Genomic DNA, 26,281 nt, shown 5'->3' on the forward strand with positions numbered 1-26,281 from the left:
CGTCCCTGCCTGCGTTTTACGGTTCGAAGGTGTCCTGGAAGGCGTAGCGGTCGCCACGCACCCAGTAGTTCACGTAACTGGCGCGTTTCTGGCCGCTGTAGGTGGTGCGGCGCAGCAGGAACGCGGCGGTGCCCAGCGGCACGCGCAGCAGGTCGGCTTCCTCCTGGCGGAGGTTGACGGCTTCGAGGTTCTGCTCGACGCGCTGCAGGGGCACGCCCAGGCTGATCATGATCTCGTGGATGCTCTCGGCGCCCAGGTTGTGGTCCAGCAGGTTCGGGACGAGGCTGCCGTTGATGTAGCGCTTCTCGATGACCAGGGCTTCGTCCCCGGCAGTGCGCAGGCGGTGCACGAAGATGACGGGGTCGCCGGGCTGGATCTGCAGCACGATGGCGATCTCGGGAGTGGCCTCGATCTGCATGGCGCGCAGGACCGTGGTGCGGTGGTCGGGGTGGCGGGCCCATTCCTTGAAGGGCCGGACGCGGAACATGCCCTGCCGGAAGCGTTTGCCGGTGGGGAAGGTGCCGGCGCCCTGGACGCGGTAGACGTAGCCTTCGCGTTCCAGTTCGTCGATGGCGCGGCGGGCGGTCATGCGGGAGACTTCGAATTCACGGGCGAGCTGCGGTTCGCTGGGCAGGGGAGCCCCTCGGCGTAGTGGCCGCCGAGCAGGCGGTCTTTCAGGGTCGTCTTGATGAGCGGGTACTTCGCCATGCATCCCTCCGGGCAGTCCGCTGGCGGGCGGTGCCTGCTTTCATCTTAAGTTTAGTGTACAGGGTACACAAGCTTGTCTAGCTGTCACGCCCCCCGAGACAACGAGCGTTAGGCAAACCAGACGCCCCCGCGACCTGTCAAACGACAGGTCATCAGCCCCCGATATGCGACATCTCCACCTTCGGGCGCAGGGCCGCCGTCGCCTCGCCCCGCTCCTCACTGTACCGGTCCCCCCGGCCCGCCCACACGCCCGCGATCAGCTCCCGCAGCGCCCCGTCCGACGCGCCCCCCCGCAGCGCCGCACGCAGATCCGTGCCGCCCGACGCGAACAGACAGGTGTACAGCACCCCCACCGCCGAGATCCGCGCCCGCGAGCAGTCCCCGCAGAACGGCGCCGTCACCGAACTGATCAGCCCCACCTCACGCCCCACCGGGTCCGCGTACCGCGACGCCACCTCACCCCGGTAGTCCGCGCGCACCGGCCGGAAGTGACCGGCCCCGTCCTCGCCCCCCAGCCGGGCCAGCACCTCCCGGCTGGGCACCACACTGTCCAGATTCCAGCCGTTGTGATTCCCCACGTCCATGAACTCGATGAACCGCACCGGGGCCAGCTCACGCAGCGCCAGCCACAGCTCGCGCAGGCCCGCGTCGTTCACGCCACGCTGCACCACCGTGTTCACCTTCACGCCCAGCCCGGCACTCAGCGCCGCCTCGATCCCGTCCATGACCTTCTGCGGATGAGTCCCCAGGCCGTTCATGCGCCCGAAGACCTCCGGGTCCAGGCTGTCGATGCTGACCGTCACCCGCTTCAATCCCGCCGCCCGCAGGTCCGCCGCCACGCGCGGCAGCAGCAGCCCGTTCGTGGTCATCGCCACGTCCTCCACGTCCGGAATGGCCGCCAGCGCCGCGATCAGGGTGGGCAGGTCCCGCCGCAGGGTCGGCTCGCCGCCCGTGATCCGCAGCTTCCGCACCCCCAGCGACACGAACGCGCGGGCCAGCCGCTCGATCTCCTCGAAACTCAGCAGTTCCGCGCGCGGCAGGAAGGCGTACTCCGGGCCGAACACCTCGGCGGGCATGCAGTACGTGCAGCGCAGGTTGCAGCGGTCCGTGACGCTGATGCGCAGGTCGCGCAGGGGCCTTCCCAGCAGGTCGAGCATTACCCCGCAGGATAGCGGGCGCCGGGTGGGAACTTGGCGGGTCGACTCGCAATCCGCGTGCCGGTTGGAAAAAGGTTGTTCCGCACCCGGTCACGGCCCCTGCCTGATACGGATTCCGTCTGTTTCGTTGACAACCCGGGACACCACCGGGTTGCCAACTCCACGCCCGGAACCCGTTTCGCTCCTGCTCGCTCCGCTCGGGTTGAAAGTTTTTGCAAACCTTTCAACCGGAGTCCATATGAATCCGCTTGCAGGGCCCCCAGCGGGGGCGTACGCTGACCGTACCAGCCACAACCAGCTCGAACGTCGCTCGTCTGCCCACCGCTTCACACGTCCCCCGGAGGTCGTCATGACGGTAACCAGCGCCACGCCCGCCCCACGCAACGCCGCGTACCAGCAACTGGTCGCGCAGCGCAACGCCTTCACCCTCACCATGACCGTCACGTTCCTGGTGCTGTACTTCCTGCTGCCCGTCCTGGCCGGGTACAACAAGCCCCTGATGGCGCAGAAGGTCCTCGGGAACGTCACCTTCGGGTACGTCCTGGCCTTCGCGGAATTCATCATGGGCTGGGTCATGGCGTACATCTACGTCGTCAAGGCCCGCACCTTCGACCGGCTGGCCCAGGAGGCCCGCGCGTGACCTTCCTGCTCGCCGCGATCATCGTCGCCGTCACGCTGGGCGTCACCTTCTGGGCCAGCAAACGCAACACCAGTGCCGGGGACTTCTACGTCGCCGGGGGCCGCATCAGCGCCACCCAGAACGGCATCGCCATCGCCGGGGACTACATGAGCGCCGCCAGCTTCCTGGGCATCACCGGCCTGATCGCCCTGAACGGCTACGACGGCTTCATGTACTCCGTCGGGTGGTTCATCGCGTACCTGACCGTGCTGTTCATCGTCGCCGAACCGCTGCGCAACCTCGGCAAGTACACCCTGGCCGACATGCTGGTCTACCGCCTGAAAGACCCCCGCGTGCGCACCTACGCCGCCGTCAGCACCATCGTGATCAGCACCTTCTACATGATCGCGCAGGTCGTCGGCGCCGGAAGCCTGATCAGCCTGCTCTCCCGGGGCGCGATCAGCGCCGACCTCGCCATTCCGCTCGTCGGCGTACTGATGATCATCTACGTCGTCGTGGGCGGCATGCTGGCCACCACCTGGGTGCAGATCATCAAGGCCATGCTGCTGATGTTCGCCACCATCGTCATGACCGTCCTGATCCTCAGCCGCTTCGGCTGGAGTTTCTCGAGCCTGCTGGGACAGGTGGAAGCCAAGAACGGCGCGGAATTCCTCGGTGCGGGCGTGAAATACAAGAACCCCATCGACCTGATCAGCCTGTGCCTCGCGCTGGTGCTCGGCACCGCCGGCCTGCCCCACATCCTCGTGCGCTTCTTCACCGTCCCCACCGCGCAGGACGCCCGCAAGAGCGTCGTGTGGGCCATGGTCCTGATCGGCGCGTTCTACGTCATGACCGCCTTCATGGGCAACGCCGCCAACGCCCTGCTCGGCAAAGGCGCCATCGAGGCCGCGAACAAGGCCGGGAACATGGCCGCGCCGCTGCTCGCCGAGAACCTCTTCGGTGGGGCGGGCACCCTGGGCGGCGAGTTCGGCCTGGCGTTCGTGACCGCCGTCGCCTTCGCCACCATCCTCGCGGTCGTCGCGGGCCTGACCATCAGCGCGTCCACGAGCTTCACGCACGACATCTACAACGGCGTCCTGAAAGGCGGACAGGCCAGCGAGAAGGACCAGTTCCGCGTCGCCCGCCTCGCCACCGTCGCCGTGGGCGTCGCCGCGATCCTGCTGGGCCTGGCCGCCAAAACCCAGAACGTCGCGTTCCTGGTCGCGCTGGCCTTCGCGCTGGCCGCCAGTGCCAACCTACCGGTCATCCTGTTCACGCTGTTCTGGCGCAAGTTCAACGCCACCGGCGCCATGTGGGGCATCGTGGGCGGCATCCTGTTCACGCTGCTGCTCATCGCCATCAGCCCCAACATCATGAAGATCGACCCGGACACCCTGACCACCGGCCGCCACCTGATCCAGGCGAACGCGATCTTCCCGCTGGAGAACCCCGGCCTGATCAGCATCCCCATGGGCTTCCTGTTCGCGTACCTGGGCACCCTGATCGGCGCCCGCCGCCACACCCCCGAAGACGACCGCGTCTTCGAGGACATGCAGTTCCGCGCCTACACCGGCGCCGGGGTGGACGGCACCGTCGCCGCACACGACTGATATGGACTCCGATTGAATGGCTGACACAGCCGTTCAATCCGAGTGGAGCGAGAAGGAGAGGAACGGGTTCCGGACGTGGAGTGGACGGATCGGCGGTGTTCCGATCTGTCAACGAAACAAACGGAATCCGTATGAACCCAGCATGGGAGGGGGCCCGCACGCTGCGTGACGTGCGGGCCCCCTCTGCTGGCATGGATGCGCTGTTGTGCAGATGCGCCCGCGCGGGACAGGCCCTACCATGGCGCGCGTGACTGCCCTGGCCCGCGCCGCTTCCGCTTACCCGAGCGGGTTCTGGGTGCTGTGGTGGGGCACCCTGATCAACCGCCTGGGTGAGTTCGTGGTGCCGCTGCTGGGCTTCTACCTGACCGCGCACGCGCACCTGGGCGTGACGCAGGTCAGCGTGATCCTGGCGATGCTGGGCCTGGGCCGGTTCGTGTCCGAGGGCCTCAGCGGGCCGCTGACCGACCGGCGCGGCCCGGCCTTCACGATGATCCTCGCGCTGACCGGCGGGGCGGTCATGATCCTGGCGCTGTCGTTCGCGCAGGGCTTCTGGTGGACGGCGGCGGGCGTGCTGGGCTTCTCGCTGCTGTCCGCGCTGTTCAAGCCCGCCGCGAGCACCGCCGTCGCGGAACTCACGCAGGGCCCGCAGCGGACCCGCGCGTACAACCTGCTGTACTGGGCGATCAACGTCGGCGCGGCCACCGCGCCCCTGCTGGGCGGCTGGCTGGCCGGGCGATCCCTGCGACTGCTGTTCTGGCTGGACGCCGCGACCATGGCCGCGTTCGCGCTGCTGCTGACGCTGCTGTACCCGCGCGCTCCCCGCGCCGCGCCGAAGGGCGACGCCCGCACCCGCCGCCTGCTGCCCCGCGACGCACTGCTGTGGCAGTTCTGCCTCGCGTCCCTGCTGTTCGGCCTGACGTACCAGAGTTACAAACTGCTGGCCGTCGTGTTCGCGCAGCAGGGCTACAGCGCCGCCCAGTACGGGCAGGTGCTCGCCGTGAACGGCGGCCTGGTCGTGCTGCTGGGCCTGCCGCTGGGGCACCTGATCGCCCGCAGCGGTCACCCGCGCTGGCAGGCGCTGGGCGCCGCGCTGCTGGGTGCGGGCTTCCTGGGGCACGCCCTGGCGCACACGCTGTGGGCGCACATGCTGGCCGTGGCGGTGTGGACGGTGGGGGAGATCATCGCGTACGGCATCAGCAAGACCATCATCAGCGAACTGGGCCCGCCCGCTCAGCGCGGCACGTACATCGGACTGGTGGGCAGCATGGCAGGCCTGGCGACCCTGCTGGCCCCGCTGCTGGGCGGCGCGCTCCTGCAGACGCTCGGCGCGGGGCGCATGTGGATCGTGATCGCCGCACTGGCGCTCCTGGCCGCGCTGCTGCTGCTGGCCCTCGAAGGGCGCGTCAGGGCGCGGCTGGCGCGGAACGACCCGGCGGGCTAACGGGCGACACTCAGGGTGTTCGGCCCCTGCCGCCGCGCGCGGTACTGCTCGGCGTCCGCCGCGTCCACGAGCAGGTTCACGCCCTGCACGAACCCGCGCCCCACCACGCCCACCGCCACGCTGACCGCGTCCTGCATGCCCGGCACGCCCCAGTCGTAGCCCTGAACGGCGTCAATCACGCGTTCCAGCGGGTGCGTGGCCGCGTCGGGCAGCGTCTCGGGGAAGATCACCATGAACTTGAACCGGTCGAAGCGCGCCACGGTGTCCATGGTCCGCACCTGTCCCTCCAGCACGCGGGCCACGGCACTCAGGACGTTGCTGGTGAACAGGTCCGCCGGGCCGTCGGTGGGCGGCGCCTGCACCTCCACGCCCACGATCGCCAGGGTCAGCGGGGCGCGCAGGCGCACGCAGCGGTTGAAATGCAGCGCCAGGACCTCCAGCCCGAAGGGTCGCGAGTGCGCGCCGCTTTCCGTGTCCAGCATGGACGTGCTGCGCCAGCGTTCCAGCATGACCTGCATGGCGGCCAGCCGGGTGCTGGCGTCCTGCACGCTGCCCTCGATCAGGTGCAGCGTCTCGCGCCGCGCCGCGCGGCACGCCAGGGCCTCGCGTGCCGCGTGCGCGGCCGCCTGCACCTGCGCCTCGCGGTCGGCGTCCCGGCGGCGCTGTCCGTCCAGGCTGGCTGCCCAGGCGCGCAACTGCGCCGCCGCCTCGGCCATGTCCTGCTGCGTCTCGGCCAGATCGGCCAGCGCCAGGTGCGCCCCGGCGATCAGGCCGGGCCGGTCGTGTTCCAGGCCGTACCGCAGCGCCCAGCCCAGCGTGTCCCGCGCCTGCGCGGTTTGATCCTGTCCAGTGTCGCCCTGTCCAGCGAGGTGCGCGGCCAGGGCCAGCAGCGTCCGCCCGTGCTCGTCCGGCCGCGACTGCTCGGTCAGGGCGAGGCTGCGGCGCAGCAGCGCGTGCGCCTCCTGCGGCTGGCCCTGCGCGCCGTGCACCCCGGCGCGGGCGTCCAGCAGCGTCGCGTGCAGCGCGGGCTCGCCGAGGCGTTCGGCCAGGGGCAGCGCCGCGTCCAGGAAACGCGCCGCCCGCTCCGGGTCACCCTGCGCGGCGTGCGCGCGGCCCAGGCCGCCCAGCGCGCGGGCCTGCCCGGCGGTGCCCTCGCCGCGCGTCAGGTGCCCCGCCGCGCGCAGCGGCTCCAGCGCCGCCTGCGGATGCCCGTCGTCCAGGTGCAGTTCCCCCAGGCCCAGCAGCGCCCCGGTCGCCTGTACCCGCGCGTCGTGCGCTTCGGCTAGTTCGGCGGCGCGCGTGAACGCCCCGGCGGCCCGCCCGGCACGCCCCAGCGCCCGCAGGTGTTCACCCAGCCGCACCTGCACGTCCAGTTCGGTCAGGGCCTGCCCGGCCTCTTCGGCCAGTTCGGCGGCGCGCAGCAGCGCCCCAAGCTGCGCGTGCGGGTCGTCCAGCAGCGCCGCCTCGCGCAGCGCGCACGCGAGTTCCTGATCCACGTCCCGCAGCTGCTCGAAGCGTCGCGCGGCGGACCGGACCTGCGCCAGTCCCTCCGGACCGCTCAGCAGGTGACCCAGTCGCAGTTCAGCCCGCGCGGTGCGGGCGGGGTCGTTCAGGCTGGCGGCCAGCGCGCGGGCCTGCTCGGCCAGCGCCACCTGTTCCAGCAGCGGGTGAGGGTGCGCGGACAGTTCCAGCAGCGCGTCGACCCGCGCGGGGCTGTGCTCCTGGGGAAGCAGCGCCTCGAAGGGGTGCAGGTGGGCGGGGAGGTCCATCAGGACGTCCAGGCGCGGCGGGTGCGGGACATGACCCACAGTACGTGCCTTCAGGCCGCGCGGGAAGGGGGCAGCCCCCGCGCGCACCGGGGGGGGAGGGGGGAGCGGATCAGAGCCGCCGGTAGTACAGGCGCGTGCCGGTCAGGCCCCCGTGGGGTTTCAGGGCGTAATCGGGGATTTCCCCGGCGAACACGTACCCGGCGCGTTCGTACAGGCCCGACGCGCCGCCCTCGCTGGCGGTGTCCAGCACGAGCAGCGTGCGGCCGTGCGCGCGGGCCAGGGCCTCGGCCTCGCGCAGCAGCGTCAGGGCCAGTCCGCGCCCGCGCGCGTCCGGGGCGGTCATCATCTTGGCGATCTCGGCGCGGTGCGGCTGGTTGGGCGGGCAGTCGAGGATCAGCGTGACGGTGGACAGGAGCCTCGCGCCCTGCCACGCGCCCAGCACGACGCGTTCGCCACGCGCGGCGGCCGTCAGCGAACCCTCCCAGAACGCGCGGGCCTGCGCGGGGGCCAGGGGGTGCATGAAGCTCACGGAGCCCCCGGCGGCGACGGTGGCGATCAGCAGGTCGCTCAGGGCGTCCAGGGTTTCGGGAGTGGCGCTCAGCGGCTCGATACGGACGGTGTCGGTCATGGGGTTACCTCCGGGCGAGAAAGACGGCGTACGTGCAGGGCTGAGTGCCAGGATTCTCGAAGGTCACGTCGCAGGGCGTCCCGAAGCCCAGGCTGTCGCCCGCCGCCAACATCCAGGTCAGGTCGGGCGCGCGGTGCTCGGTCAGGCGCAGTTCACCCGACTGCACCCACACCACCTGCTGGATGTGCGCGTACGAACTGGCGGGCAGCGTGACGCTCGCCCCGGCCGGGAGGGTGACCTGCACGGCCTCCAGCGGGTGCGCGGGTGTGGCGAACAGCTGGCGGCGGGTGTACCCGGTCGCGGGGTCACGCCACTCGGGCTGCTGCGCGGCGCGTGACAGGCGCTCGTGCTCGCGCCCCCCACCACCACCACCCTCGGCGCGCAGGAGCAGGCCCGCCAGGGTCAGGTCGAACGCCCCGGCGAGGCGCAGCAGCGTGACGGCGGTGGGGCTCATCTCGCCGCGCTCGATGCGGCTCACGGCGGCCTTCGACACCCCGGCCCGGCCCGCCAGGGTCGCCTGCGTCCAGCCGCGCGCCTCCCGCTCGGCTGTGATCTGCTGCGCCAGTCGCTGCGCGGCCTGCTCAGTCGCGTCTCCACCGCTGTTGCTGATCGTAGACATAAGTTGATTTTCCGCAACACGGTGTTCCCGTGTCAAGACCGAAGCTGACCGCTTGCACCGGGTCCAGTACCGCCGCGGTACCCGCGCGGGCAACCCACCCGGAATCCCACCTTCACGCGAGTACAGTGGGCACAACACACAGCCCAGCCCCGCGCCCGTCGCCCCGACGGCGGCTCCCACCCCACCCACCCGGAGGTGTCCCATGACCCAGACCCCCACCCCTGCCAGCGACCACCCCGCCAGCGATCACATCGACGCGATGCTGCACGAGACCCGCGTGATCGAACCGGGCGCCGACTTCCGCGCCCGCGCCCGCGTGACCCGCGAGGACTACGAGCGCCGCTACCGCCAGAGCCTCGACGACCCCGACACCTTCTGGTCGGAGGTCGCCGGGGAACTCCACTGGTTCAAACCCTGGACGCAGGTGCTCGACTGGCAGCCGCCGCACGCGCAGTGGTTCGTGGGCGGGCAGACGAACATCGCGTTCAACGCCCTGGACCGCAACGTCGCCCGCGGCCTGGGCAGCAAGACCGCGATCATCTGGGAGGGCGAGGACGGCGAGGTCCGCACCTACAGCTACGCCGAACTCCTGCGCGAGGTGAAGAAGGCCGCCAATGCCCTGACTGCCCTGGGCGTGCAGTCCGGCGACCGCGTGACCCTGTACCTGCCCCTGACGCCCGAGGCCGCCATCGCCATGCTCGCCTGCGCCCGCATCGGGGCCGCGCACTCCGTCGTGTTCGGCGGGTTCTCCGTCAGCGCGCTGGCCGACCGCATCAACGACGCCCGAAGCAGGGTGCTGATCACCGCCGACGCCGGGCAGCGGCGCGGCTCCCTGGTGAACCTCAAGGCGAACGCCGACGAGGCCGCGAAACTCACCCCCAGCCTGGAGAAGATCCTCGTCGTATGCCGCGCCGACTGCGACGCGCCCATGCAGGAGGGCCGCGACGTCTGGTGGCACGACGCCCTGAACGCCGCCAGTGACGACCACGACGCGCTGGCCGTGGACAGCGAACACCCGCTGTTTGTGCTGTACACCTCCGGCAGCACCGGCAAACCCAAGGGCGTGCAGCACACCACCGGCGGGTACATGATCGGCACGTACCTCACCACCCAGACTGTGTTCGACCTGCGGGACGACGACATCTACTGGTGCACCGCCGACGTCGGCTGGATCACCGGCCACTCCTACAGCGTGTATGGTCCCCTGCTGAACGGCGCGACCATCCTCATGTACGAGGGCGCGCCCAACCACCCCGACTGGGGCCGCTTCTGGCACCTGATCCAGAAGCACCGCGTCACGATCCTGTACACCGCGCCCACCGCCATCCGCTCCTTCATGCGTCAGGGCGACGCCATCCCCGCCGCGTACGACCTGGGCAGCCTGCGCCTGCTCGGCTCGGTCGGGGAACCCATCAACCCCGAAGCGTGGATGTGGTACTGGCGCACCATCGGCGGCGAACGCTGCCCCGTCGTGGACACCTGGTGGCAGACCGAGACCGGCTCGATCATGCTCACCACCCTGCCCGGCGCGCACGCCAGCAAACCCGGCAGCGCGGGCCTCCCCATGTTCGGCGTGGAGCCCGCCATCATGACCCGCAGCGGCGAGGAACTCGGCCCCGACGACGGCGGCCTGCTGGTCCTCAAACGCCCCTGGCCCAGCATGCTCCGCACCGTGTACGGCGACGACGAGCGCTACCGCAAAACCTACTGGGGCGAGATCGACGGCGTGTACTTCGCCGGGGACGGCGCCCGCCGCGACGCCGACGGGTACGTCACCGTCATCGGCCGCGTGGACGACGTCCTGAACGTCAGCGGCCACCGCCTGGGCACCATGGAGATCGAATCCGCCCTCGTCGCCCACCCCAGCGTCGCCGAAGCCGCCGTGGTCGGCAGACCCGACGACGTGAAAGGCGAATGCGTCGTCGCGTTCGTGCTCCCCCAGAGCGGCTACGCGGTCGACCCGAAAGAACTGCGCGCCCACGTCAGCCGCGAGATCGGCGCACTCGCCCGGCCCGACGCCATCTACGTCGCCGACGCCCTGCCCAAGACCCGCAGCGGCAAGATCATGCGCCGCTTCCTCAGGCAGATCGCCGCCGGAAAAGACATCCAGGGCGACACCAGCACCCTCGAAGATCCCGGCGTGCTCGACCGCATCGCCGCCACAGAGCCCGTGTAAAGCAGGCCAGGTGCCGCGACACCGCCAGGGCTGGGGTGTCGCGGCCCGCTGTTGAAGTCACGAGGCGCTGATCGCGTACTCCGGCGCGTCCGCCCGCAATTCCAGGTGATCCCCGCACCACAGCGGGTGCAGGTCCACGCTGGCCGTGCGGCCCCAGCGCACCCCGTCATGCGCGGCCCGCACCGTCAACGTGACGATCCCGCTGGGTTTCGCGGACACCTGAATGTCCAGCTGCCGCAACGGGTCCGGGTGGCACTCCCCGAGCAGCTGGGTCTGAAGTTCCGGAAGCAGGGGCCGCAGCGCCTGATGCAGGTCGGCAGGAAGCATGCCCGCAGCATGCGCCCCGCCGCTCCGGGGCGGAACTGGCCGCGTGGCGCAACCGACTGGCCACCTGACATCACGGGTTCGGGGACCACACCAGCAGCTGCGTGGCGTCCTGAACGGGGAAGAGGTGGGGGGAAACCTCCGCCTCTCTCCCGTACGTGCCCAGCAGGAACCGGGCGTCGTCAGCGGTCACCGTCACCGGGCAGGTGAGGATCACCGCGGATTCCGGGGGCGCGTCCCCCGGTGCGAGGGGATGGCCCAGCGCCGCCCAGGTGGCGCGCAGGTGCGCCGGACCATGCGCCGCCCCCCACACCACCCCGCCGGGCCGCAGGACACGCCGCGCCTCCGCCAGCGCCCGCGCCGGATGGGGCAGGTGCGCCAGACCCGCGCGAACAGCACCACGTCGAAGCTCGCGTCCGGGAACGACAACGCCTCCGCCGACACGGGCTGCACGCCCGGTCCCGGCGTGGGATCGACCCCCACCACCCGGCCCGCGTGCCCCCGCCGCGCCAGTTCACGCACCAGCCGACCGTCCCCCGCCCCGACATCCAGCACGTCCAGGGCAGGGGAGAGGTTCAGTGCGTCCAGCAGCACACCCTCCGGCCAGGATTTCCCGGACAGGCGCGAGAGCAGAGCGTCACGCGCCCACAGACGGTCAGAGGCAGACGCCGGGGACTCCCCAGCCATCTGCCTCGGCTCATCCGCCATGGGCGCGGCAACCGGCTCCGGTGCAGTGACGGCGGGAACGTCACCCGCCATCACTGCACCTTCGCCGGTCGCCTGTTCAGGCCCACTCGCTCCGCTCGGGATGATGCGCGCATCATCCGGCACGTACTTACATTTCCATCCGAGTTTTGAGGAAGTTCGTCATGACCGCCCCGCGCTTGTAGAACGGGTTGTTCATGATCTTCACGTACAGCGGAATGGTGGTCTTGGGGCCCTGGATGACGGTTTCTTCCAGCGCGCGCTTCATGCGGGCAATGGCCTGCTCGCGCGTGTCGTGGTGGACGATCAGCTTGCCGATCAGGCTGTCGTAGTGCGGGGGGATCACGTAACCGGTGTAGCAGTGGCTGTCCACGCGCACGCCGGGACCGCCCGCGAAGTGCACGTCGTCGATCTTCCCGGCGGCCGGGCGGAAGTCCTTGTCGGGATCCTCGGCGTTCAGGCGGCACTCGATGGCGTGCCCGCGCAGCACCACGTCCTCCTGCTGCAGCTTCAGGCCGTACCCGGCGGCGATCTCCAGCTGCAGTTTCACGAAGTCCAGCCCGGAGATCTCCTCGGAGACGCAGTGTTCCACCTGGATACGGGTGTTCATCTCCATGAAGTAGTAGTTCCCGTCGCGGTCCACGATGAATTCCAGCGTGCCCGCCCCGGCGTAGTTCACGTGCTTCGCGAGGCGCACGCCGGCCGCGAGGATCTCCTGGCGCAGCGTGTCCGGCAGGGTGCTGGGCGCCTCCTCGATCAGTTTCTGGTTGCGCCGCTGGATGGAGCAGTCACGCTCGCCGATGTGGATGACGTGGCCCTGCCCGTCGCCCATGACCTGCACCTCGACGTGCCGGAATTCCTCCAGGAACTTCTCCATGATGATCGCCGGATCACCGAAGTACAGCCGCGCTTCCTCCTGCGCCTGCGCGAAGCCCTTGGCGAGTTCCTCCTGCGTGCGGATGACCTTCTGCCCGCGCCCGCCGCCACCCGCGCTGGCCTTCAGCAGCACCGGGTATCCGATCTGCTTGGCGGCCAGCAGCGCGTCGTCCACGGTATCCAGCACGCCGGTGCCCGGCACGACCGGCACGTTGCTCATCGCGGCGATCTCGCGGCCCCCGGCCTTGGATCCGAGGGCGCGCATGCTCTCGGGCGTCGGCCCGATGAACGTGATGCCATGCTCACGGCACATCTCCGCGAAATCCGGGTTCTCCGCCATGAACCCGTACCCCGGGTGAATCCCCTCCGCGCCCGTCATGAGCGCCGCCGAGAGGATGTTCGGAATGTTCAGGTACGACTGATTACTGGCGGGCGGACCCACGCACACCGACTCGTCCGCCAGCAGCACCGGCAGGCTCTTCTCGTCCGCCGTGGAGTACACCACGACCGTCTTCACGCCCATCTCCCGCGCCGTCCGGATGACGCGCAGGGCAATCTCGCCACGGTTGGCGATCAGGATCTTCTTGAACATGCATGCCTCCAGCGGCTGGGAGACGACCCTCGGTCGGCTGAGTTCTGACCCGCTCCGACTTGCGGTGAGTGCCGGGAACGTCGCCCGGCCCACCCCTTCATCTGCGCGACTCAGAACCTGTTGCTGCTCGCGCTGCGGTGCAGCCTTGCAGGTCCGCTCGGGTTCACCTCCGGCTCACCGCAATTACTCAATGATGAACAGCGTCTGGCCGTACTCGACGGGTTCGGCGTTCTTCACGAGGATCTCGCGAATGGTGCCGCCCTGCTCGGCTTCGATCTCGTTCATGAGTTTCATCGCCTCGATGATGCACAGCACCTGCCCGGCCGCGACGGTGTCGCCGACCTTCACGTAGGGGGCGGCGTCGGGGCTGCTGGACGCGTAGAAGGTGCCGACGATGGGCGCCTTGACGGGCGTGCCCTTGCTGGCGGGTTTCTCGGCGGGGGCATCGGCGGGCGTGGGGGCCGGAGCCGCAGCCTGCGCGGGCGCGGCGGGGGCGCTGGCCTGCACCTGCGGGGCGGGCATGGCGGGCGCGGGCATGGGCGCGAACGCGGGGGCGGGCATGGGGGCCGCGACCGGGGCGGGGCCGGGTGCGGGCATGGGAGCGGGCGCGGCGAAGGCCTGCGGGCCGCGCTTGAGGCTCAGGTCGAAGCTGCCGGTGCGCAGGCTGAATTCGCGCACGTCGGCGTACGTGAGGGCATCGAGAATCTGTTTCAGGTCGTTCGGGTTCATGGCCCCTCCTTGAAGTTGCTGGTGTTCTGCGGGTGCTGCTTCCAATCATGCCCTGTGCCGGGTGAGAGGGGCATGCACCCCGCAGCCTAACGCTCGTTTGGCTGATGCGCAGTCTAGCGGCAATCGTGACGCGGGAACGGTCCCAGGCGCCGGGCGCGGACTGAACTCAGTCCAAGGGAAAACGTGTGCGCCGCCCACCGGGGAAACCGGGGGCGGCGCAGACACGTCACGTCATTTACGCGCGGCTGAGGTACTGACCCGTGCGGGTGTCCACCTTCACGTTGGTGTCCTGCTCGACGAACAGGGGCACCTGCACCACGGCGCCGGTCTCCAGCGTGGCGGGCTTCGTGCCGCCGGACACCGTGTCGCCACGCACGCCGGGGTCGGTCTGCACGATCTTCAGGATGACCTGGTTGGGCAGCGTGATGCTCAGGGGCTTCTCGCCGTACATGGCGACTTCCACCTCGGTGTTCTCCTTCATGAACTTCGCCGCGTCGCTGACCAGGGTCTTGCCCAGCGTGATCTGGTCGAAGGTGTCCAGGTCCATGAACACGTAGTCCTCACCGTCGGGGTAGAGGTACTGCATCTTCTTGCCTTCCACGTAGATGTCCTGCAGTTTCTCGCCGCTGTTGAAGGTGCGGTCCACGATCGAGCCGCTTTCCATGTTGCGGAACTTCGTGACGACCTTCGCGCCGCCGCGGCCCATCTTCAGGTGCGAGTACTCCAGGCACTCCCAAAGGCCGCCGTCCATCTCCACTTTCGTGCCGTTGCGCAGTTCAGTCACACTGATCATGTTCTTCTCCTTATCTTCCGTCCGGGGCCATCTCCACACCCGCTGGGTGGGGCGGCCGCGCGGCAACGCCACAGAGTCTAGCAGAGGCCCCCGTGACCCTTCCACCCGCCTATGCGCGTTTGCTATGCTGTCACGGTTGCACGCCCGCCCCCCGCCCCGCCCCGAGCGGAACCGCGCGGCGAGAGTGAGGCGGCGAAGAACGTCCCCGAAGGAGAAAGAGCACATGGAACTGAACGCCAAACCCCGCAAGAGCCAGGAAAAGCTCGCTGAAGGCCTGATCCCCGCCGTCGCCTACAACAAGGAGAAGAACGTCTCCTTCAGCATCGACAAGAAGGCCTTCGACCGCGCCTTCCGCCAGACCAGCACCACCGGTCTGTTCGACATCACCATCGAAGGCGGCGAGACCTTCCCCGCGCTCGTCAAGACCGTGCAGATGGACAAGCGCAAGCGCACCCCCATCCACGTGGACTTCTACATGGTCACCTACGGTGAACCCGTCGAAGTGAACGTCCCCGTGCACACCAAGGGCAAGAGCCAGGGCGAAGTCATGGGCGGCCTGCTGGACATCGTCGTTCACAACCTGAGCGTCATCGCCCCCGGCCCCCGCCGCATCCCCCAGGAACTCGTCGTGGACGTCGCCAAGCTGAACATCGGTGACCACGTCACCGCCGGTCAGGTCAAGCTGCCCGAAGGCGTGAAGCTCGCCGGTGACGCCGAGCAGGTCGTCATCAGCGTCCTGCCGCCCCGCCTCAGCGAAGGCGAAGCCGCCGCCGAGCAGCAGGCCGCCCAGGTGGCCGGTCTGGTCGCCGCTGGCGAGATCAGCGAGGAAGCCGCCGCCGCCATCCTGGAAGGCGACGCCACCGTCGAGGAAGTCAAGGCCGAAGCCGCCGGCGAGACCGAAGGCGAAGCCACCGAAGAGAAGACCGAAGAGTAATCCTCTGCACCCGCAGCGCCGTCCCTCCCACCGGAGAGGCGGCGCTCCTCGTTGACCCCTGCCGCGGGAACCGCCCCGGTCCGCGTGTAGGAAGATGGCCCCGGGAATAACCTGCGCCGCTGACGATGTCCTGTGTCCCAGGCTTCTGCGCGTCCCTTGTCCCGCCTGATTCAGAGGTCGAGTGGGACCTCCAGGACAACGACAACACGGACCGCAGGAGCGCTGCTGCCCCGGGGGCGCTGCCTCTTTCACGTCTGTCCGGAGTGTTCCAGGGACCTTGAGGAAGTCACTCTCGGGCTCCTGTGGTGTTGCTCAGAGCATGGCACCGGTATCGCCCTGCGGCTGTATGTGCACCCGAAAAAACCGCCCCGGTGAGGGGCGGCTTCGTACCTGGAGGGGCGCTGCGCTCAGGGTTGGCTGGGCGGAGTGACCGGCGCCGGGGTTACGGGCTCGGTCGGGGCAGGCTCACCGGGAGCTGGTTCGGTTGGCGCGGGCTCAGTCGGTGCGGCGTCTGCCGGAGCAGGTTCAGCCGGGGCCGCCTCCGCTGGGGCCTCGCTGGGCGCCGTGTCTGCCGGTGCTGCGTCGGTGGCAGGCGCAGTATCGGGTGCGGGCGTCTCAGCGGAGGGGGTGGCCAGGGCGCTTTCGCTCTCAGGCAGGCGGGCCAGCGCGACGACCGTCAGGCCCATGCTGCTCCTCTGCGTCAACTGGAACTGCTGGTCATCCTTCGTCAGGGTCAATGTGGTGACGCCCGCCGCGTCGGCCGTAGGGGCCGCACCCCCGGCGGCCTGGTAGCCCTCGGCGACCAGGGCCTGCGCGGTGCGGGCCAGGGCGTCCTCGGCGTCGCCACGGTAGATCAGCGCCTCGCCCAGCACGGTCGGGACGGTCTTCAGCACCTCCTCGCCGTCCAGTTTGGGCACGGTGACGCTGCCCGCGGCCGGCAGGCTGCTGGGTAGGACGTCACCAGCCGGGGCGTCGGCCGGAGCCGTCTCGGTCGGCGCTGCGGGGGCGGGCGTGGCGTCCGTCGGGGCCGTCTCGGCGGGGGCCGCGTCGGTGGGAGCCGTTTCAGGCGGCGTGGTCGGCGCGGGGGCCGCAGGCGCGGTCTCAGTGGTGACGGGCGCCGGAGCGGACGGCATGACCGGATCGGCGGTCTGGGCCAGCGCCGCAGGAGCAGCCAGCAGGCTCAGCGTGAGCAGACCCAGCAGGGGGCGGCGCAGGGAGGGACGGGGGGCATTCTCTTGACGCATGGAGCACCTCTTTCAGGGTCGCGCGGCCTCTGTGGGCCGGGCGGGGAGAAGTGAACGACCGCTCTGGGCTGTTCCTGATCCCCACCTTGCGGGGCGAAGCTGCGCGTTCCCTGGGGACACGCTCAAAGGCGCGCCAGTCCTCCACTCAGGCGCGTCGCACGCGGCGTTCATGCGATTCAGGGGCAAGTCACCGCCCCCTCACCCCGCGGGTCAGCCCGGTCCCCCACGGTGGGGGAGCAGTGACCCGCCGGTAGCAGACCCGCGCCCAGCCGGGCATGAGACTGCCCTCTCACGCAGCGCGGCGTTCAGGACGGCATCTGCGGACCCACCGTGAGGGCTGCCGGTCCGGAACCGCGCAGGCAGATGGCCCGCTCGGCCTGCGGGCGGCGGCTGCACGCGCGGGCCTCCTCGATGAAGGTGGGCAGGTGTCCGCCCACCCGCGCCAGGAGGGCCTGGAAGTCCGGGACCATAGTCGCGTAGGCCGCCACGGCGCCCAGCGTCGCGTTGTTCACGCCGCGCGCGAAGAAGGCGTCGTAGCCCGCGTACCCGCCCCAGGACGCCTTCAGCGTCGCGTACCGGGCGTTCATGTCCGCCAGGATCGCGCCCTTGCGCTCGCGGCGGTCAGCTTCCGTCAGGCCGGACGTGGCGTACAGCGCCTCCAGCCGCGCGCGGGTGTCCAGCAGCAGCGCCTCGAACCCCGACTGCCGCTCCTGGGCCAGCCGGTCCTGTTCGCGCAGTTCGGGCGTGCCGTGCGCGTCCAGCCAGCGGCGCATGCCCTCTTCTTCCACCGCCGTGGCGTACGACTCGTTGAACACCGTGTCGCCCGCCACGTACAGGCTCGGGTGGGACAGTTCGTGGATGATCGTGCGGATCAGCGTCGCGTCCGGGTAGGTCAGCATGGTGGACAGCAGGGGGTCACGCAGGTACCCCAGTGTGGAGTACGCGCTGACGCCGCCCACGTTCACGTCCCGGCCCTCCGCGCGCCGCGCCTGCGCGTCCGCCTGTGCCGCTGCCTCGCTGAAGTACCCCCGGTACCCCACGCAGCCCGCCACCGGGAAGCACGACGTGTCCAGCGTCACGCTGAACTCCGGCGCGGAAAACACGTTCCACACCACGAACGGCCGCCCCACGTCCACGTACTTCAGGAAAGACCCGTGGTCCGGCAGGCCCAGCCCACCCGTCGCCTCGGGCGCGACCGCGAAGGCCCGCACGTCCGACGCCAGTTGCAGGCGACGCCGCACGCCCGCCGGGGTGCCCGGATCGGCCAGCACGTCCGCCAGGGGCCGCGCGCGGCGCAGCAGGTCCAGCTGCCCGCCCGCCGCCTGTGTCAGGTACCGCACGTCCGCGCACCCGCTCAGCAGCGCCCCGCCCGCCAACAGCGCCGCCGCCACCCACATCCTGCGTCTCATGACGGGCAGTCTAGCCGGGGCGGCGGAACCCGGGCAGGATCAGGGCAGCGTGTTCCCGGCCGCGATCAGCAGCCCGTACCATTCCTCGCGGGTCAGGGTGACGTCCGCCGCGCGCAGGCAGTCCACCAGCCGCTCCGGGGTGGTCGTGCCCGTCACGGGCTGCATCCGCGCCGGGTGACGCAGCAGCCACGCCATGGCGATCGTCGTGCTGCTCACGCCGTACTTCGCGGCCAGTTCGTCCAGTTTCGCGTTCAGCGCGGGGAACTTCGCGTGCCCGATGAACACCCCCTCGAAGAACCCGAACTGGAACGGCGACCACGGCTGCACCGTGATGTCATGCAGGCGGCAGTAATCCAGCACGCCCCCGTCACGGTCCACCGCCGACGCGTTTTCCATGTTCACGTTCAGGCCACTGGTGATCATCGTGGCGTTCGTGATGCTCAGCTGCAGCTGGTTCGCCACCAGCGGCTGCCGCACGAATTTGCGCAGCAGCTCGATCTGACGGGGGTGCTGGTTCGACACGCCGAAGTGCCGCACCTTGCCCTCCTGCTCCAGCTGGTCGAACGCGGCGGCAACCTCCTCGGGTTCCACCAGCGCGTCCGGGCGGTGCAGCAGCAGCACGTCCAGGTACTCGGTCCGCAGCCGCTTCAGGATGCCGTCCACCGACGCCAGGATGTGCTCGCGGGAGAAATCGAAGGTCTGGATGTCCGGGCGGATGCCGCACTTGGACTGCAGGATCAGGCCCTCACGGACGCTGGAGCTCATGCCGACCGCGTCCGCGAAGACCTCCTCGCTGCGCCCCGCGCCGTAGATGTCGGCGTGATCGAAGAAGTTCGCGCCGTGCTCCAGCGCCGTCCCGATCAGGTGCGACGCCGCCCCCCGCTCCATACCGTCGATGCGCATGCAGCCCACCGCGACCACCGGCACCATCAGGTCACTTCCGCCCAGCTTCTGAGTTCGCATGCCCCCATGCTAACTGAAAGGATTCAGACGCCGCGGAGGACGCGACCCTGAAGCTCCGCTCAGCACACCCCCAGCCTCCCATGAACCCCACGTCATCCCCCGCGCCCGGCGTCGCCCGTACGCTCGGAGTATGCCCGGCACCCTGAAAGACCTCGCGCGACTCATGCGCGGCCTCGACCTCTGCCTCCTGACCACCACCACCGCGTACGGCCACCTCGGCTCGCGCCCCATGAGCAACAACGGCGAGGTCGACTACGACGGCACCAGCCACTTCTTCACCTGGGCGGACAGCCGCGCCGCGCAGGACATTGCGAAGAACAAGAACGTCCAGCTGGGCTTCCAGTCCGGCAAGCCCTTCCTGTTCATCGCCGTGCAGGGCGACGCGACCCTCACCACCCACCGCCCCACCATGGCCCCCCACTGGCAGGACCAGCTGACCCAGTGGTTCAAAGACGGCCTGGACACCCCCGGCCTGACCATGATCACCGTCAAGGCCCGCCGCGTGAACTGGTGGGGCGAGGAAGAAGGCGAACTGGAGCTCGGCTGATCAGCCCGCCCCGTCCGCCCACCCCTCCGCGTCCGCCCACACCGTCATGAACTGCGCGGGCGTCCAGCCCACCAGATCCGACACCTGCCCGTCCCCGACCTCCACCACGCGCAGCGCGCCATCGGCACGCCGGGCGACGTCCACCGAGAAGAACGGCGACGCGATCCGCCCGGCCACGTCCCGCACCAGATCCGGCACGTCGGAACCGTCCGCGCTGAACGCCCGCCCCGCGCGCACGAAAAACCGCACCTCCGACGCCGGGTCCAACTCCTCCACGCGGCGCACGCACACCCCGCCCTCGATCTGCCCCCGGAAGTGCGCCATGCGCTCCAGCAGCTCCGCGATCTGATCAGGCCGCGTGATGCGGCTGCCCGCGCCGGTCTTCAGGGACTTCACGAAGTCCTTCACGAAAAACCCGTCCCAGCCCAGCGCCGCCAGCGCCTCCGGCAGGTCGTCCAGCTCCGTGAAGCACACCGTCTCCGGGGTCACGTCCGCCAGCAGCGGCGCCCAGCGCGGCAGGTGATGCGCCGCCAGATACGCCTCCGGCGACGTCAGTACCCGCGCGCCCGCCCCCTCCACCGCGCCCACGAACGCCCGGTACCCCACCCCGTCCAGCATCCAGCCCCGGTACAGCACCGTCTCACCCGGCATCAGCGCCGGGCGAAACACCCGATCCCCCTCGAACGCAAAGGTGGACACGCCCCACCCATGCGCCGCGAACGCCGCCGCCTGATCCGCGAACGCCCCGTCCGGCTGCCGTACCTGAAAGTAATCCGCCGGGAACACCACTCGCATCGCCATGCCCGGCAGTGTAGACCCCCACTGCAGCCCCCAGATGCCGCATCCGGACGCCCCCCACCATGCACCCCAGGTCAGTCCACGGCCGCGCAGGACACCACATACCCCCGACCCCCCACCCCTGAACGGGGGCAGCCGTTCGACACCACGAAAAAGCTCACAGATCGCTCACTCTTGAACTATGCTTCATCAAGCAACACGACAACACGACATCACCCACGACGCCACCCCCCGCGTTGCATGGGAACGCCATGACCTCTGCCCTGTAATCCGGTCACCTCGGGCAAAGCGAGCGAGCGGTGAGACCGACCCAGAGGAGGACACGCATGAACGTCCGACACTCCCTGGTCAACCTGATCGCCCTACTCGCCCTGGCCGGATGCAGTCAGGCCCCCACACCCGGCGCCACCCCCGCCGCCACCAAGAGCCCGACGCTCAAAGCGCAGGACACCGTCACCGTCACGCAGGGCACGAACGACGTGATCGCCGCTGGAGACTTCATCACCAAAGTGCCCGGTCAGACCGGGCAGCCCAGCGTGTACCTCGTTGCGAAGACTGGAGGCGGCGATCCCAATCCCGGCTGCAATGCCAACGGTCAGGCGAACAAGGCCACCTTCACGTTGACGTCCGACAAGCCATCGACCATTCCGAACCCGACTGGAACGTATCAGACCGTTGGATGCGGCCCTTCGGCATCCGTTGTCATCCCTTACACCGTTGCAGCAAACGCCGTACCAGGCACCATAGTTGAATTAACAATCAATGCTGCCACGCCGCAGGGGACCAACACGGCGGCGACGTTCAAAGTGAAAGTCATCGCGCCTGCGCCGAGTGACAACACGCCACCCAGTATCACTGAACAGATCAGTGGCACGCCTGGCCTCGGCGGATGGTACGTCAGCCCTGTCACGGTGCAGTGGAACGTCAGCGACTCGGAAAGCGCCATCAGCACGACCGAATGCGCCTCGACCACGGTCTCTGACGATGGCAGCACGACCGTCACCTGTACGGCCACGAGCGCAGGCGGGCCCGCCTCCAAAACCGTCACCATCAAAAAGGACGCCACTGCCCCGACCGTCACCCCTGACAACGTGACGACTGGCGTCTGGCGCAACACCCCTCTGTCGCAGGAATTCACGGCCAGTGACGCGACGTCCGGACTGCTCGCGGACCAGCCGGGCGTGCTGGATGGCAAATTCACCCTGACGGCCAGCGCGGATTCCGTGGTGGGTGCGCCGACTGTCGTGACGGGCTCGGTGAAGGACAATGCGGGGAACTCGACGACCCGCAGCGTGAGTGCGCTGATCGACACGCACAAGCCCACGATCACCGCCGCGACGTTCGACGTGAACGGGAATGCCCTCACCGCGACTGCGGATGGGTGGTTCCGGCAGCCGGTGGTGGTGAAGTTCACGTGCGTGGACCCGCAGCTGAACGGTGCGGATCAGTCCGGCGTGGCGGGGGCGTGCCCGGCGGACGTGACGGTGAATGAAACCGGCAGTGCCGGGGAGACAGTCGCGCGGACGATCTCGGACGTGGCGGGAAACGCCAGTGATCCGGTGAGCCTGACCGTGAAGGTGGACACGACCGCGCCGACGATCACGGCAACGGCGGATCACAGCGGTTGGTTCAACGGGAACGTGACCGTGAACTTCACGTGCACGGAGAACGGGTCCGGACTGGTCGGGGGTTGTCCCGCGCCGGTCGTGGTGAGTGCCGAGGGGACGACCCCGGTGAGTGCCAGCGTGACGGACCGGGCGGGCAATTCGGCCACGAGCAACGTGGTGAACGTGCAGATCGACAAGACCGCCCCGGTTGCCAGCGTGCAGGCCACGACGGCACCGGTCAACGGCTGGTACCGCACGGACGTGGCGTTCGCCGTGACCGGCACCGACGCCGGGGGCAGTGGCGTGGCGTCCTGCACGACCCCTGCGACCCTGACGACGGACGCCACCGGGTACCGGGCGCAGGGCACCTGCACGGACCACGCCGGGAACGTCAGTGAGGTCGCGCAGAGCGTGCCCGTGAACCGCGACACGGTCGCGCCGACCCTGACCGTGACCCCGGACGGCACGCCCAGCGCCTTCGGCTGGTACCGCACGGACGTGACCTTCACCGTGGCGGGGAATGACGAGCGCAGCGGCGTGAGCAGCTGCACGCAGCCCGCCACGCTGAGTACCGAGCAGGCCGGGTATCAGGCGAAGGCCACCTGCACGGACAACGCGGGGAACACGAGTGCCGAGGTCAGCAGCGTCGCCGTGAACCTGGACAAGACCGCGCCGACCTTCACGCGAGTCGTGACGCCCGGCCCGAACGCGGACGGCTGGAACAACACGGACGTGACCCTGGACTACACCTGCGCGGACACCCTGTCCGGCCTGGACGGCGCGTGCCCGGCGGATTCGACCCTGACGGCCTCGGCGGACGTCGCGGCGCTGACGGTGGCCGATCAGGCAGGGAACACCGCGTCCCTGGCGGCCCTGAGCGTGAAGATCGACAAGGTCAAACCGACGATCACCGCAGTGCCGGACCGCGCCGCGAACAGCGCCGGGTGGTACGCCGCGCCCGTCACGGTGTCCTTCGCCTGCACGGATGACCTGTCCGGCGTGAAGACCTGCACCGCGCCCAGCACGGTCGGGCAGACCGACGCGGACGGTCAGACCGTCACCGGCACGGCCAGCGACAAGGCCGGGAACACCGAGACGACCAGCCTGACCGTCAAGGTGGACGCTACCGCGCCGACCATCAGCGCCGCCACCTTCGACGTCAACGGGAACCCCATCAGTGCCAACGCGAATGGCTGGTTCAAGCAGACCGTGATCGTGAAGTTCACCTGCGCCGACGCCCTGTCCGGCGTGAGCACCTGCCCCGCCCCCGTCACCGTGGGTGAAACGGCCCTCGGCGGACAGACCGTCACGGGCAGCGCCAGCGATCAGGCCGGGAACAGCGCCAGCACCGGCCTGAACGTGAAAGTCGATCTGACCGCGCCCACCGCGACCATCACGCCCACGCCCGCCACGCCGAACGGTCTGAACGGCTGGTACACCACCCAGAGCGTCACGTTCGCCACGAGCGGCACCGACAACCTGACCGCCGTGACCTGCACGCCCATCCCCGCGATCACCGCCAGCACGCCTGGGACGACCGTGCAGACCACGTGCACCGATCTGGCGGGGAACACGGCGACGGCCAGCCTGCCCGTGAAGTTTGACCGGGACGCCCCCACCCTGACGCTGCCCGGCGCGATCACCGCGACCGCCACCGGCAACAGTCAGGCCAGCGTGCCCTTCACCGTCAGCGCCAGTGACAACTTCACCACCCCGCAACCCGTGACCTGCCGGGTCGGCACGACCCCCGTGACCAGCCCCGCCGTCTTCCCGGTCGGGACGACCACCGTCACCTGCGCTGCCACAGACAACGCGGGCAATACCAGCACGGGCTTCTTCACCGTGTCCGTGAAGTACGACTTCAGCGGGTTCTTCCAGCCGGTGGACATGAACGGCCTGAACACCGCGAAGGCCGGGAGTGCCATTCCCGTGAAGTTCAGCCTGGGCGGCAACCAGGGCCTGAACGTCATGGCAGCCGGGTACCCCAAGGTGTACGCGATCAGCTGCTCCACCCTAGCGAACCTGATGCCCGACGAGATCGAGACGACCGTCACCGCCGGTGGCAGCAGCCTGACGTACGACGCGACCGCCGGGCAGTACGTGTACGTCTGGAAGACCAGCACGAGCTGGGCGGGTACCTGCCAGCGACTGGTCGTGCAACTCGTGGACGGCACCCAGAAGGAAGCGGTCTTCAAGTTCCGCTGAATCCCCACTGACCGGAGGGCCGCCTGATCGGATCGGGCGGCCCTCTGGCTGTGCGGTCGCCCGAAAAAGGCGGCCAGCCCCGCAGGACCGGCCGCCAGGGTCAACGGGCGCGTTAGGCCGCGCCGACCTTCTTGGCGATGATGCCCTCGATGTACTTCACGACGCTTGAGAGGGGCACGCGGCCCAGCACGTCCTCCAGGAACGCGGTCACGAGCATCTTCTCGGCGGTTTCCTTGCTGATGCCGCGCGAGCGCAGGAAGAACAGCGCCTCCTGATCGACGGGGCTGGTGGTGCTGCCGTGGCTGCAGCGGACGTCGTTCGCGTTGATTTCCAGCTGCGGGACGCTGTAGTTGCGGGCCTCGCTGGACAGCATCAGGGTGCGGTGCTTCTGGTACGCGTCGGTCTTCTGCGCGCCCAGGTCCACCTTGATCATGCCGCTGAACACCCCGACGGCCTGGTCGTTGTTCACGCCCTTGTACAGCAGGTCGCTGTGCGCGTTCGCGGCCGCGTGGTGCTGCAGGGTGTAGTGGTCGAAGTGCTGGTCGGCGTTCGCGAAGTACAGGGCCAGCATCTCGCTGTCCGCGCCCTGCCCGCGCAGGTACGACTGCATCTCGGTGCGGCTCAGGGTGCCCCCCATCGTGACGACCAGCGAGTTCAGGGTCGCGTCGCGGCCCACGTCCCCGCGCTGACGTTGGATGTGCGTGACGCCCTCGCCCCAGTTCTGGATGCTGACGTACCGGACGCGCGCGCCATCCTTCACCACGAGTTCCACCGCGCCGATCGCGTACGTGCCGGGCAGCGCCTCGCTGTCCTGCTCGTCGATGAACGTGACCTGCGCGTTCTCCTCGGCGACGACCAGCGTGCGGGTCGCGGTGTACGTCCCGGCCTCGCTCATCACGCGGAAGCTCCCCAGGGGCAGCTCGACCTCCACGCCGCGCGGCACGTACACGAACGCACCGTTCGTCCACAGGGCCGCCGCCAGCGCCGAGAACTTACCCTCACTGGGGTCAGGGCTCTTGCTGGGCGTCGTGCCCGGCGCGGCGATCGTCGTGTCGTCCGGCACCTCCGCCGGCACCACGGAGTACAGGTACTGCTGCACTTTGTCCGCATGCTGCTCCACCGCCGACTTCAGGTCGGTGAAGATCACGCCCTTCGCCGTCAGTTCCGCCGGGAGTTCCGTGCGGTACACCACGTCCGGGCCGTCCAGCACGAGGAACGCGCCCACGTCCGTGCCGCTCAGGCGCTCCTGCACGCTCGCGGGCAGCGCCGACACGTCCGACACCACGTCACGCTTGCCGTGCGGACGCAGTGCGTCGAAATCCACGTCCACGCGCGTATACTTCCACGCCTCCACCGACTCCTGCGGCACCTCCAGCGTCGTGAACAGCTCCAGGCTTTCCCTGCGCTTCGCGGTCAGCCACTCGGGCCCCTGCACCTGCGCCAGTTGATCATTGAATTTGGTCATGTGTACTCCTTGGTGGTGTGGAACCCTGTGCCAGCGTTGTTCAGGCTGGTGCGCCGGGCGCAACGTTCCCCGGTATTGATAGTCACGAGGGCGCGCCGGGCATCCATGTACGGTTCCTGGCGGCTGCGAGCCCGTTCGCAGTTCAGGTCAGGGCGTTGCAGTTGAATGCGGGCGTCCCTGGCCGAGCCGAATGCCCGGCACTGCGTGATCGGTGTTTCCAGCGTCTGGGCATGAGCAAAAGCGGCGGCGCAGGCCTGAACCGCTCGGTGTGAGTCCTCCCCGGCCCGGAGGACGAAATACACGTCCCGGCTCATCAGGAATCCTCCACGCCGGACCTCGGGTGTCGCGACAATCTCATGCCCC

At 69.4% G+C, this 26,281-nt stretch carries 23 protein-coding genes and 1 pseudogene; 7 read left to right on the forward strand and 17 right to left on the reverse strand.

The annotated features are described in order from the left end of the window. Positions 1 to 16 precede the first annotated feature (16 nt). Positions 17 to 708: pseudogene (locus EXW95_RS13765) on the reverse strand (GntR family transcriptional regulator). 152 nt (positions 709 to 860) lie between these two features. Next, on the reverse strand, positions 861 to 1,865 hold the full coding sequence (moaA, locus tag EXW95_RS13770) for a GTP 3',8-cyclase MoaA (RefSeq protein WP_174367923.1): 1,005 nt from the start codon (positions 1,863 to 1,865) through the stop codon (positions 861 to 863). A gap of 349 nt (positions 1,866 to 2,214) precedes the next feature. Here moaA and EXW95_RS13775 point away from each other — a divergent pair, with 349 nt between their 5' ends. From EXW95_RS13775 to EXW95_RS13785, 3 genes are all read left to right on the forward strand, one after another. Continuing rightward, positions 2,215 to 2,505 carry a DUF485 domain-containing protein gene (locus EXW95_RS13775; protein ID WP_174367924.1) on the forward strand — a complete coding sequence of 97 codons (291 nt, stop codon included), beginning with the start codon at positions 2,215 to 2,217 and terminating at the stop codon, positions 2,503 to 2,505. Beyond that, entirely contained in the window at positions 2,502 to 4,094 is a 1,593-nt protein-coding gene (locus EXW95_RS13780) for a cation acetate symporter (protein WP_174367925.1), read from the forward strand. Before EXW95_RS13775 ends, EXW95_RS13780 begins: the two co-directional genes overlap by 4 nt. A 247-nt stretch (positions 4,095 to 4,341) precedes the next feature. After that, positions 4,342 to 5,535, forward strand: a complete 1,194-nt coding sequence (locus tag EXW95_RS13785) for an MFS transporter (protein ID WP_371810070.1) — start codon at positions 4,342 to 4,344, stop codon at positions 5,533 to 5,535. Here the strand turns inward: EXW95_RS13785 and EXW95_RS13790 are convergent. The 3 genes from EXW95_RS13790 to EXW95_RS13800 form a co-directional block, all read right to left on the reverse strand. After that, on the reverse strand, positions 5,532 to 7,343 hold the full coding sequence (locus tag EXW95_RS13790; RefSeq protein ID WP_174367927.1) for a tetratricopeptide repeat protein: 1,812 nt from the start codon (positions 7,341 to 7,343) through the stop codon (positions 5,532 to 5,534). The genes EXW95_RS13785 and EXW95_RS13790 overlap by 4 nt on opposite strands. 70 nt (positions 7,344 to 7,413) lie before the next feature. Continuing rightward, the gene (locus tag EXW95_RS13795; RefSeq protein ID WP_174367928.1) at positions 7,414 to 7,932 is read right to left on the reverse strand and encodes an N-acetyltransferase; all 519 of its coding nucleotides are present in this window, start codon (positions 7,930 to 7,932) and stop codon (positions 7,414 to 7,416) included. Between the two features lie 4 nt (positions 7,933 to 7,936). After that, complete coding sequence (locus tag EXW95_RS13800; RefSeq protein ID WP_174367929.1) at positions 7,937 to 8,551, reverse strand: XRE family transcriptional regulator; 615 nt, start codon at positions 8,549 to 8,551, stop codon at positions 7,937 to 7,939. A 202-nt stretch (positions 8,552 to 8,753) separates the two neighbouring features. Between EXW95_RS13800 and acs the strand changes: the two genes are divergently transcribed. Continuing rightward, complete coding sequence (gene acs, locus EXW95_RS13805; RefSeq protein WP_174367930.1) at positions 8,754 to 10,727, forward strand: acetate--CoA ligase; 1,974 nt, start codon at positions 8,754 to 8,756, stop codon at positions 10,725 to 10,727. Positions 10,728 to 10,784: 57 nt separating this feature from the next. Here acs and EXW95_RS13810 read toward each other — a convergent pair whose 3' ends face one another. The 6 genes from EXW95_RS13810 to efp all read right to left on the reverse strand — a co-directional run bounded on the left by EXW95_RS13810 (position 10,785) and on the right by efp (position 14,746). Beyond that, on the reverse strand, positions 10,785 to 11,054 hold the full coding sequence (locus EXW95_RS13810; RefSeq protein ID WP_174367931.1) for a hypothetical protein: 270 nt from the start codon (positions 11,052 to 11,054) through the stop codon (positions 10,785 to 10,787). A gap of 70 nt (positions 11,055 to 11,124) precedes the next feature. Further along, positions 11,125 to 11,250, reverse strand: coding sequence for a hypothetical protein (locus tag EXW95_RS21075; RefSeq protein ID WP_256435014.1), 126 nt, complete (start codon positions 11,248 to 11,250; stop codon positions 11,125 to 11,127). A gap of 14 nt (positions 11,251 to 11,264) precedes the next feature. Then, positions 11,265 to 11,645 carry a class I SAM-dependent methyltransferase gene (locus EXW95_RS20710; protein WP_371810071.1) on the reverse strand — a complete coding sequence of 127 codons (381 nt, stop codon included), beginning with the start codon at positions 11,643 to 11,645 and terminating at the stop codon, positions 11,265 to 11,267. Between the two features lie 241 nt (positions 11,646 to 11,886). Further along, positions 11,887 to 13,224, reverse strand: coding sequence for an acetyl-CoA carboxylase biotin carboxylase subunit (accC, locus tag EXW95_RS13820; protein WP_174367932.1), 1,338 nt, complete (start codon positions 13,222 to 13,224; stop codon positions 11,887 to 11,889). 183 nt (positions 13,225 to 13,407) lie between these two features. Next, complete coding sequence (gene accB / locus EXW95_RS13825) at positions 13,408 to 13,953, reverse strand: acetyl-CoA carboxylase biotin carboxyl carrier protein (RefSeq protein WP_174367933.1); 546 nt, start codon at positions 13,951 to 13,953, stop codon at positions 13,408 to 13,410. Positions 13,954 to 14,188: 235 nt separating this feature from the next. Continuing rightward, positions 14,189 to 14,746: an elongation factor P gene (gene efp / locus EXW95_RS13830; RefSeq protein ID WP_119673192.1), complete on the reverse strand. Its 558-nt coding sequence runs from the start codon at positions 14,744 to 14,746 to the stop codon at positions 14,189 to 14,191. Positions 14,747 to 14,969: 223 nt separating this feature from the next. On the opposite strand from efp, the gene EXW95_RS13835 reads away from it, so the two are divergent. Further along, entirely contained in the window at positions 14,970 to 15,680 is a 711-nt protein-coding gene (locus tag EXW95_RS13835; protein ID WP_174367934.1) for a 50S ribosomal protein L25/general stress protein Ctc, read from the forward strand. A 407-nt stretch (positions 15,681 to 16,087) separates the two neighbouring features. Here EXW95_RS13835 and EXW95_RS13840 read toward each other — a convergent pair whose 3' ends face one another. The 3 genes from EXW95_RS13840 to EXW95_RS13850 form a co-directional block, all read right to left on the reverse strand. Further along, a complete protein-coding gene (locus EXW95_RS13840) occupies positions 16,088 to 16,924 on the reverse strand; it encodes a hypothetical protein (RefSeq protein WP_174367935.1) in 837 nt (278 codons plus the stop codon). 305 nt (positions 16,925 to 17,229) lie between these two features. Then, positions 17,230 to 18,333, reverse strand: coding sequence for an aminopeptidase (locus EXW95_RS13845; protein ID WP_174367936.1), 1,104 nt, complete (start codon positions 18,331 to 18,333; stop codon positions 17,230 to 17,232). Positions 18,334 to 18,372: 39 nt separating this feature from the next. Continuing rightward, positions 18,373 to 19,296, reverse strand: a complete 924-nt coding sequence (locus tag EXW95_RS13850) for an aldo/keto reductase family oxidoreductase (RefSeq protein ID WP_174367937.1) — start codon at positions 19,294 to 19,296, stop codon at positions 18,373 to 18,375. A 130-nt stretch (positions 19,297 to 19,426) separates the two neighbouring features. Here EXW95_RS13850 and EXW95_RS13855 point away from each other — a divergent pair, with 130 nt between their 5' ends. Next, positions 19,427 to 19,843 (forward strand): pyridoxamine 5'-phosphate oxidase family protein, encoded by a 417-nt coding sequence (locus EXW95_RS13855; protein ID WP_058975224.1) that lies wholly within the window; start codon positions 19,427 to 19,429, stop codon positions 19,841 to 19,843. Here EXW95_RS13855 and EXW95_RS13860 read toward each other — a convergent pair whose 3' ends face one another. Then, positions 19,844 to 20,644, reverse strand: a complete 801-nt coding sequence (locus EXW95_RS13860) for an ATP-grasp domain-containing protein (RefSeq protein ID WP_217449199.1) — start codon at positions 20,642 to 20,644, stop codon at positions 19,844 to 19,846. A 323-nt stretch (positions 20,645 to 20,967) separates the two neighbouring features. Between EXW95_RS13860 and EXW95_RS13865 the strand changes: the two genes are divergently transcribed. Beyond that, positions 20,968 to 24,453 carry a PxKF domain-containing protein gene (locus tag EXW95_RS13865; protein ID WP_174367938.1) on the forward strand — a complete coding sequence of 1,162 codons (3,486 nt, stop codon included), beginning with the start codon at positions 20,968 to 20,970 and terminating at the stop codon, positions 24,451 to 24,453. Positions 24,454 to 24,565: 112 nt separating this feature from the next. Here the strand turns inward: EXW95_RS13865 and sufD are convergent, their stop codons facing one another. After that, positions 24,566 to 25,918 (reverse strand): Fe-S cluster assembly protein SufD, encoded by a 1,353-nt coding sequence (gene sufD, locus EXW95_RS13870; protein WP_174367939.1) that lies wholly within the window; start codon positions 25,916 to 25,918, stop codon positions 24,566 to 24,568. Continuing rightward, positions 25,915 to 26,232, reverse strand: coding sequence for a hypothetical protein (locus EXW95_RS13875; protein ID WP_174367940.1), 318 nt, complete (start codon positions 26,230 to 26,232; stop codon positions 25,915 to 25,917). The genes sufD and EXW95_RS13875 overlap by 4 nt, the downstream gene beginning before the upstream one ends. Positions 26,233 to 26,281: the final 49 nt, after the last annotated feature.

The organism is Deinococcus sp. JMULE3 (assembly GCF_013337115.1).
Classification (GTDB): domain Bacteria; phylum Deinococcota; class Deinococci; order Deinococcales; family Deinococcaceae; genus Deinococcus.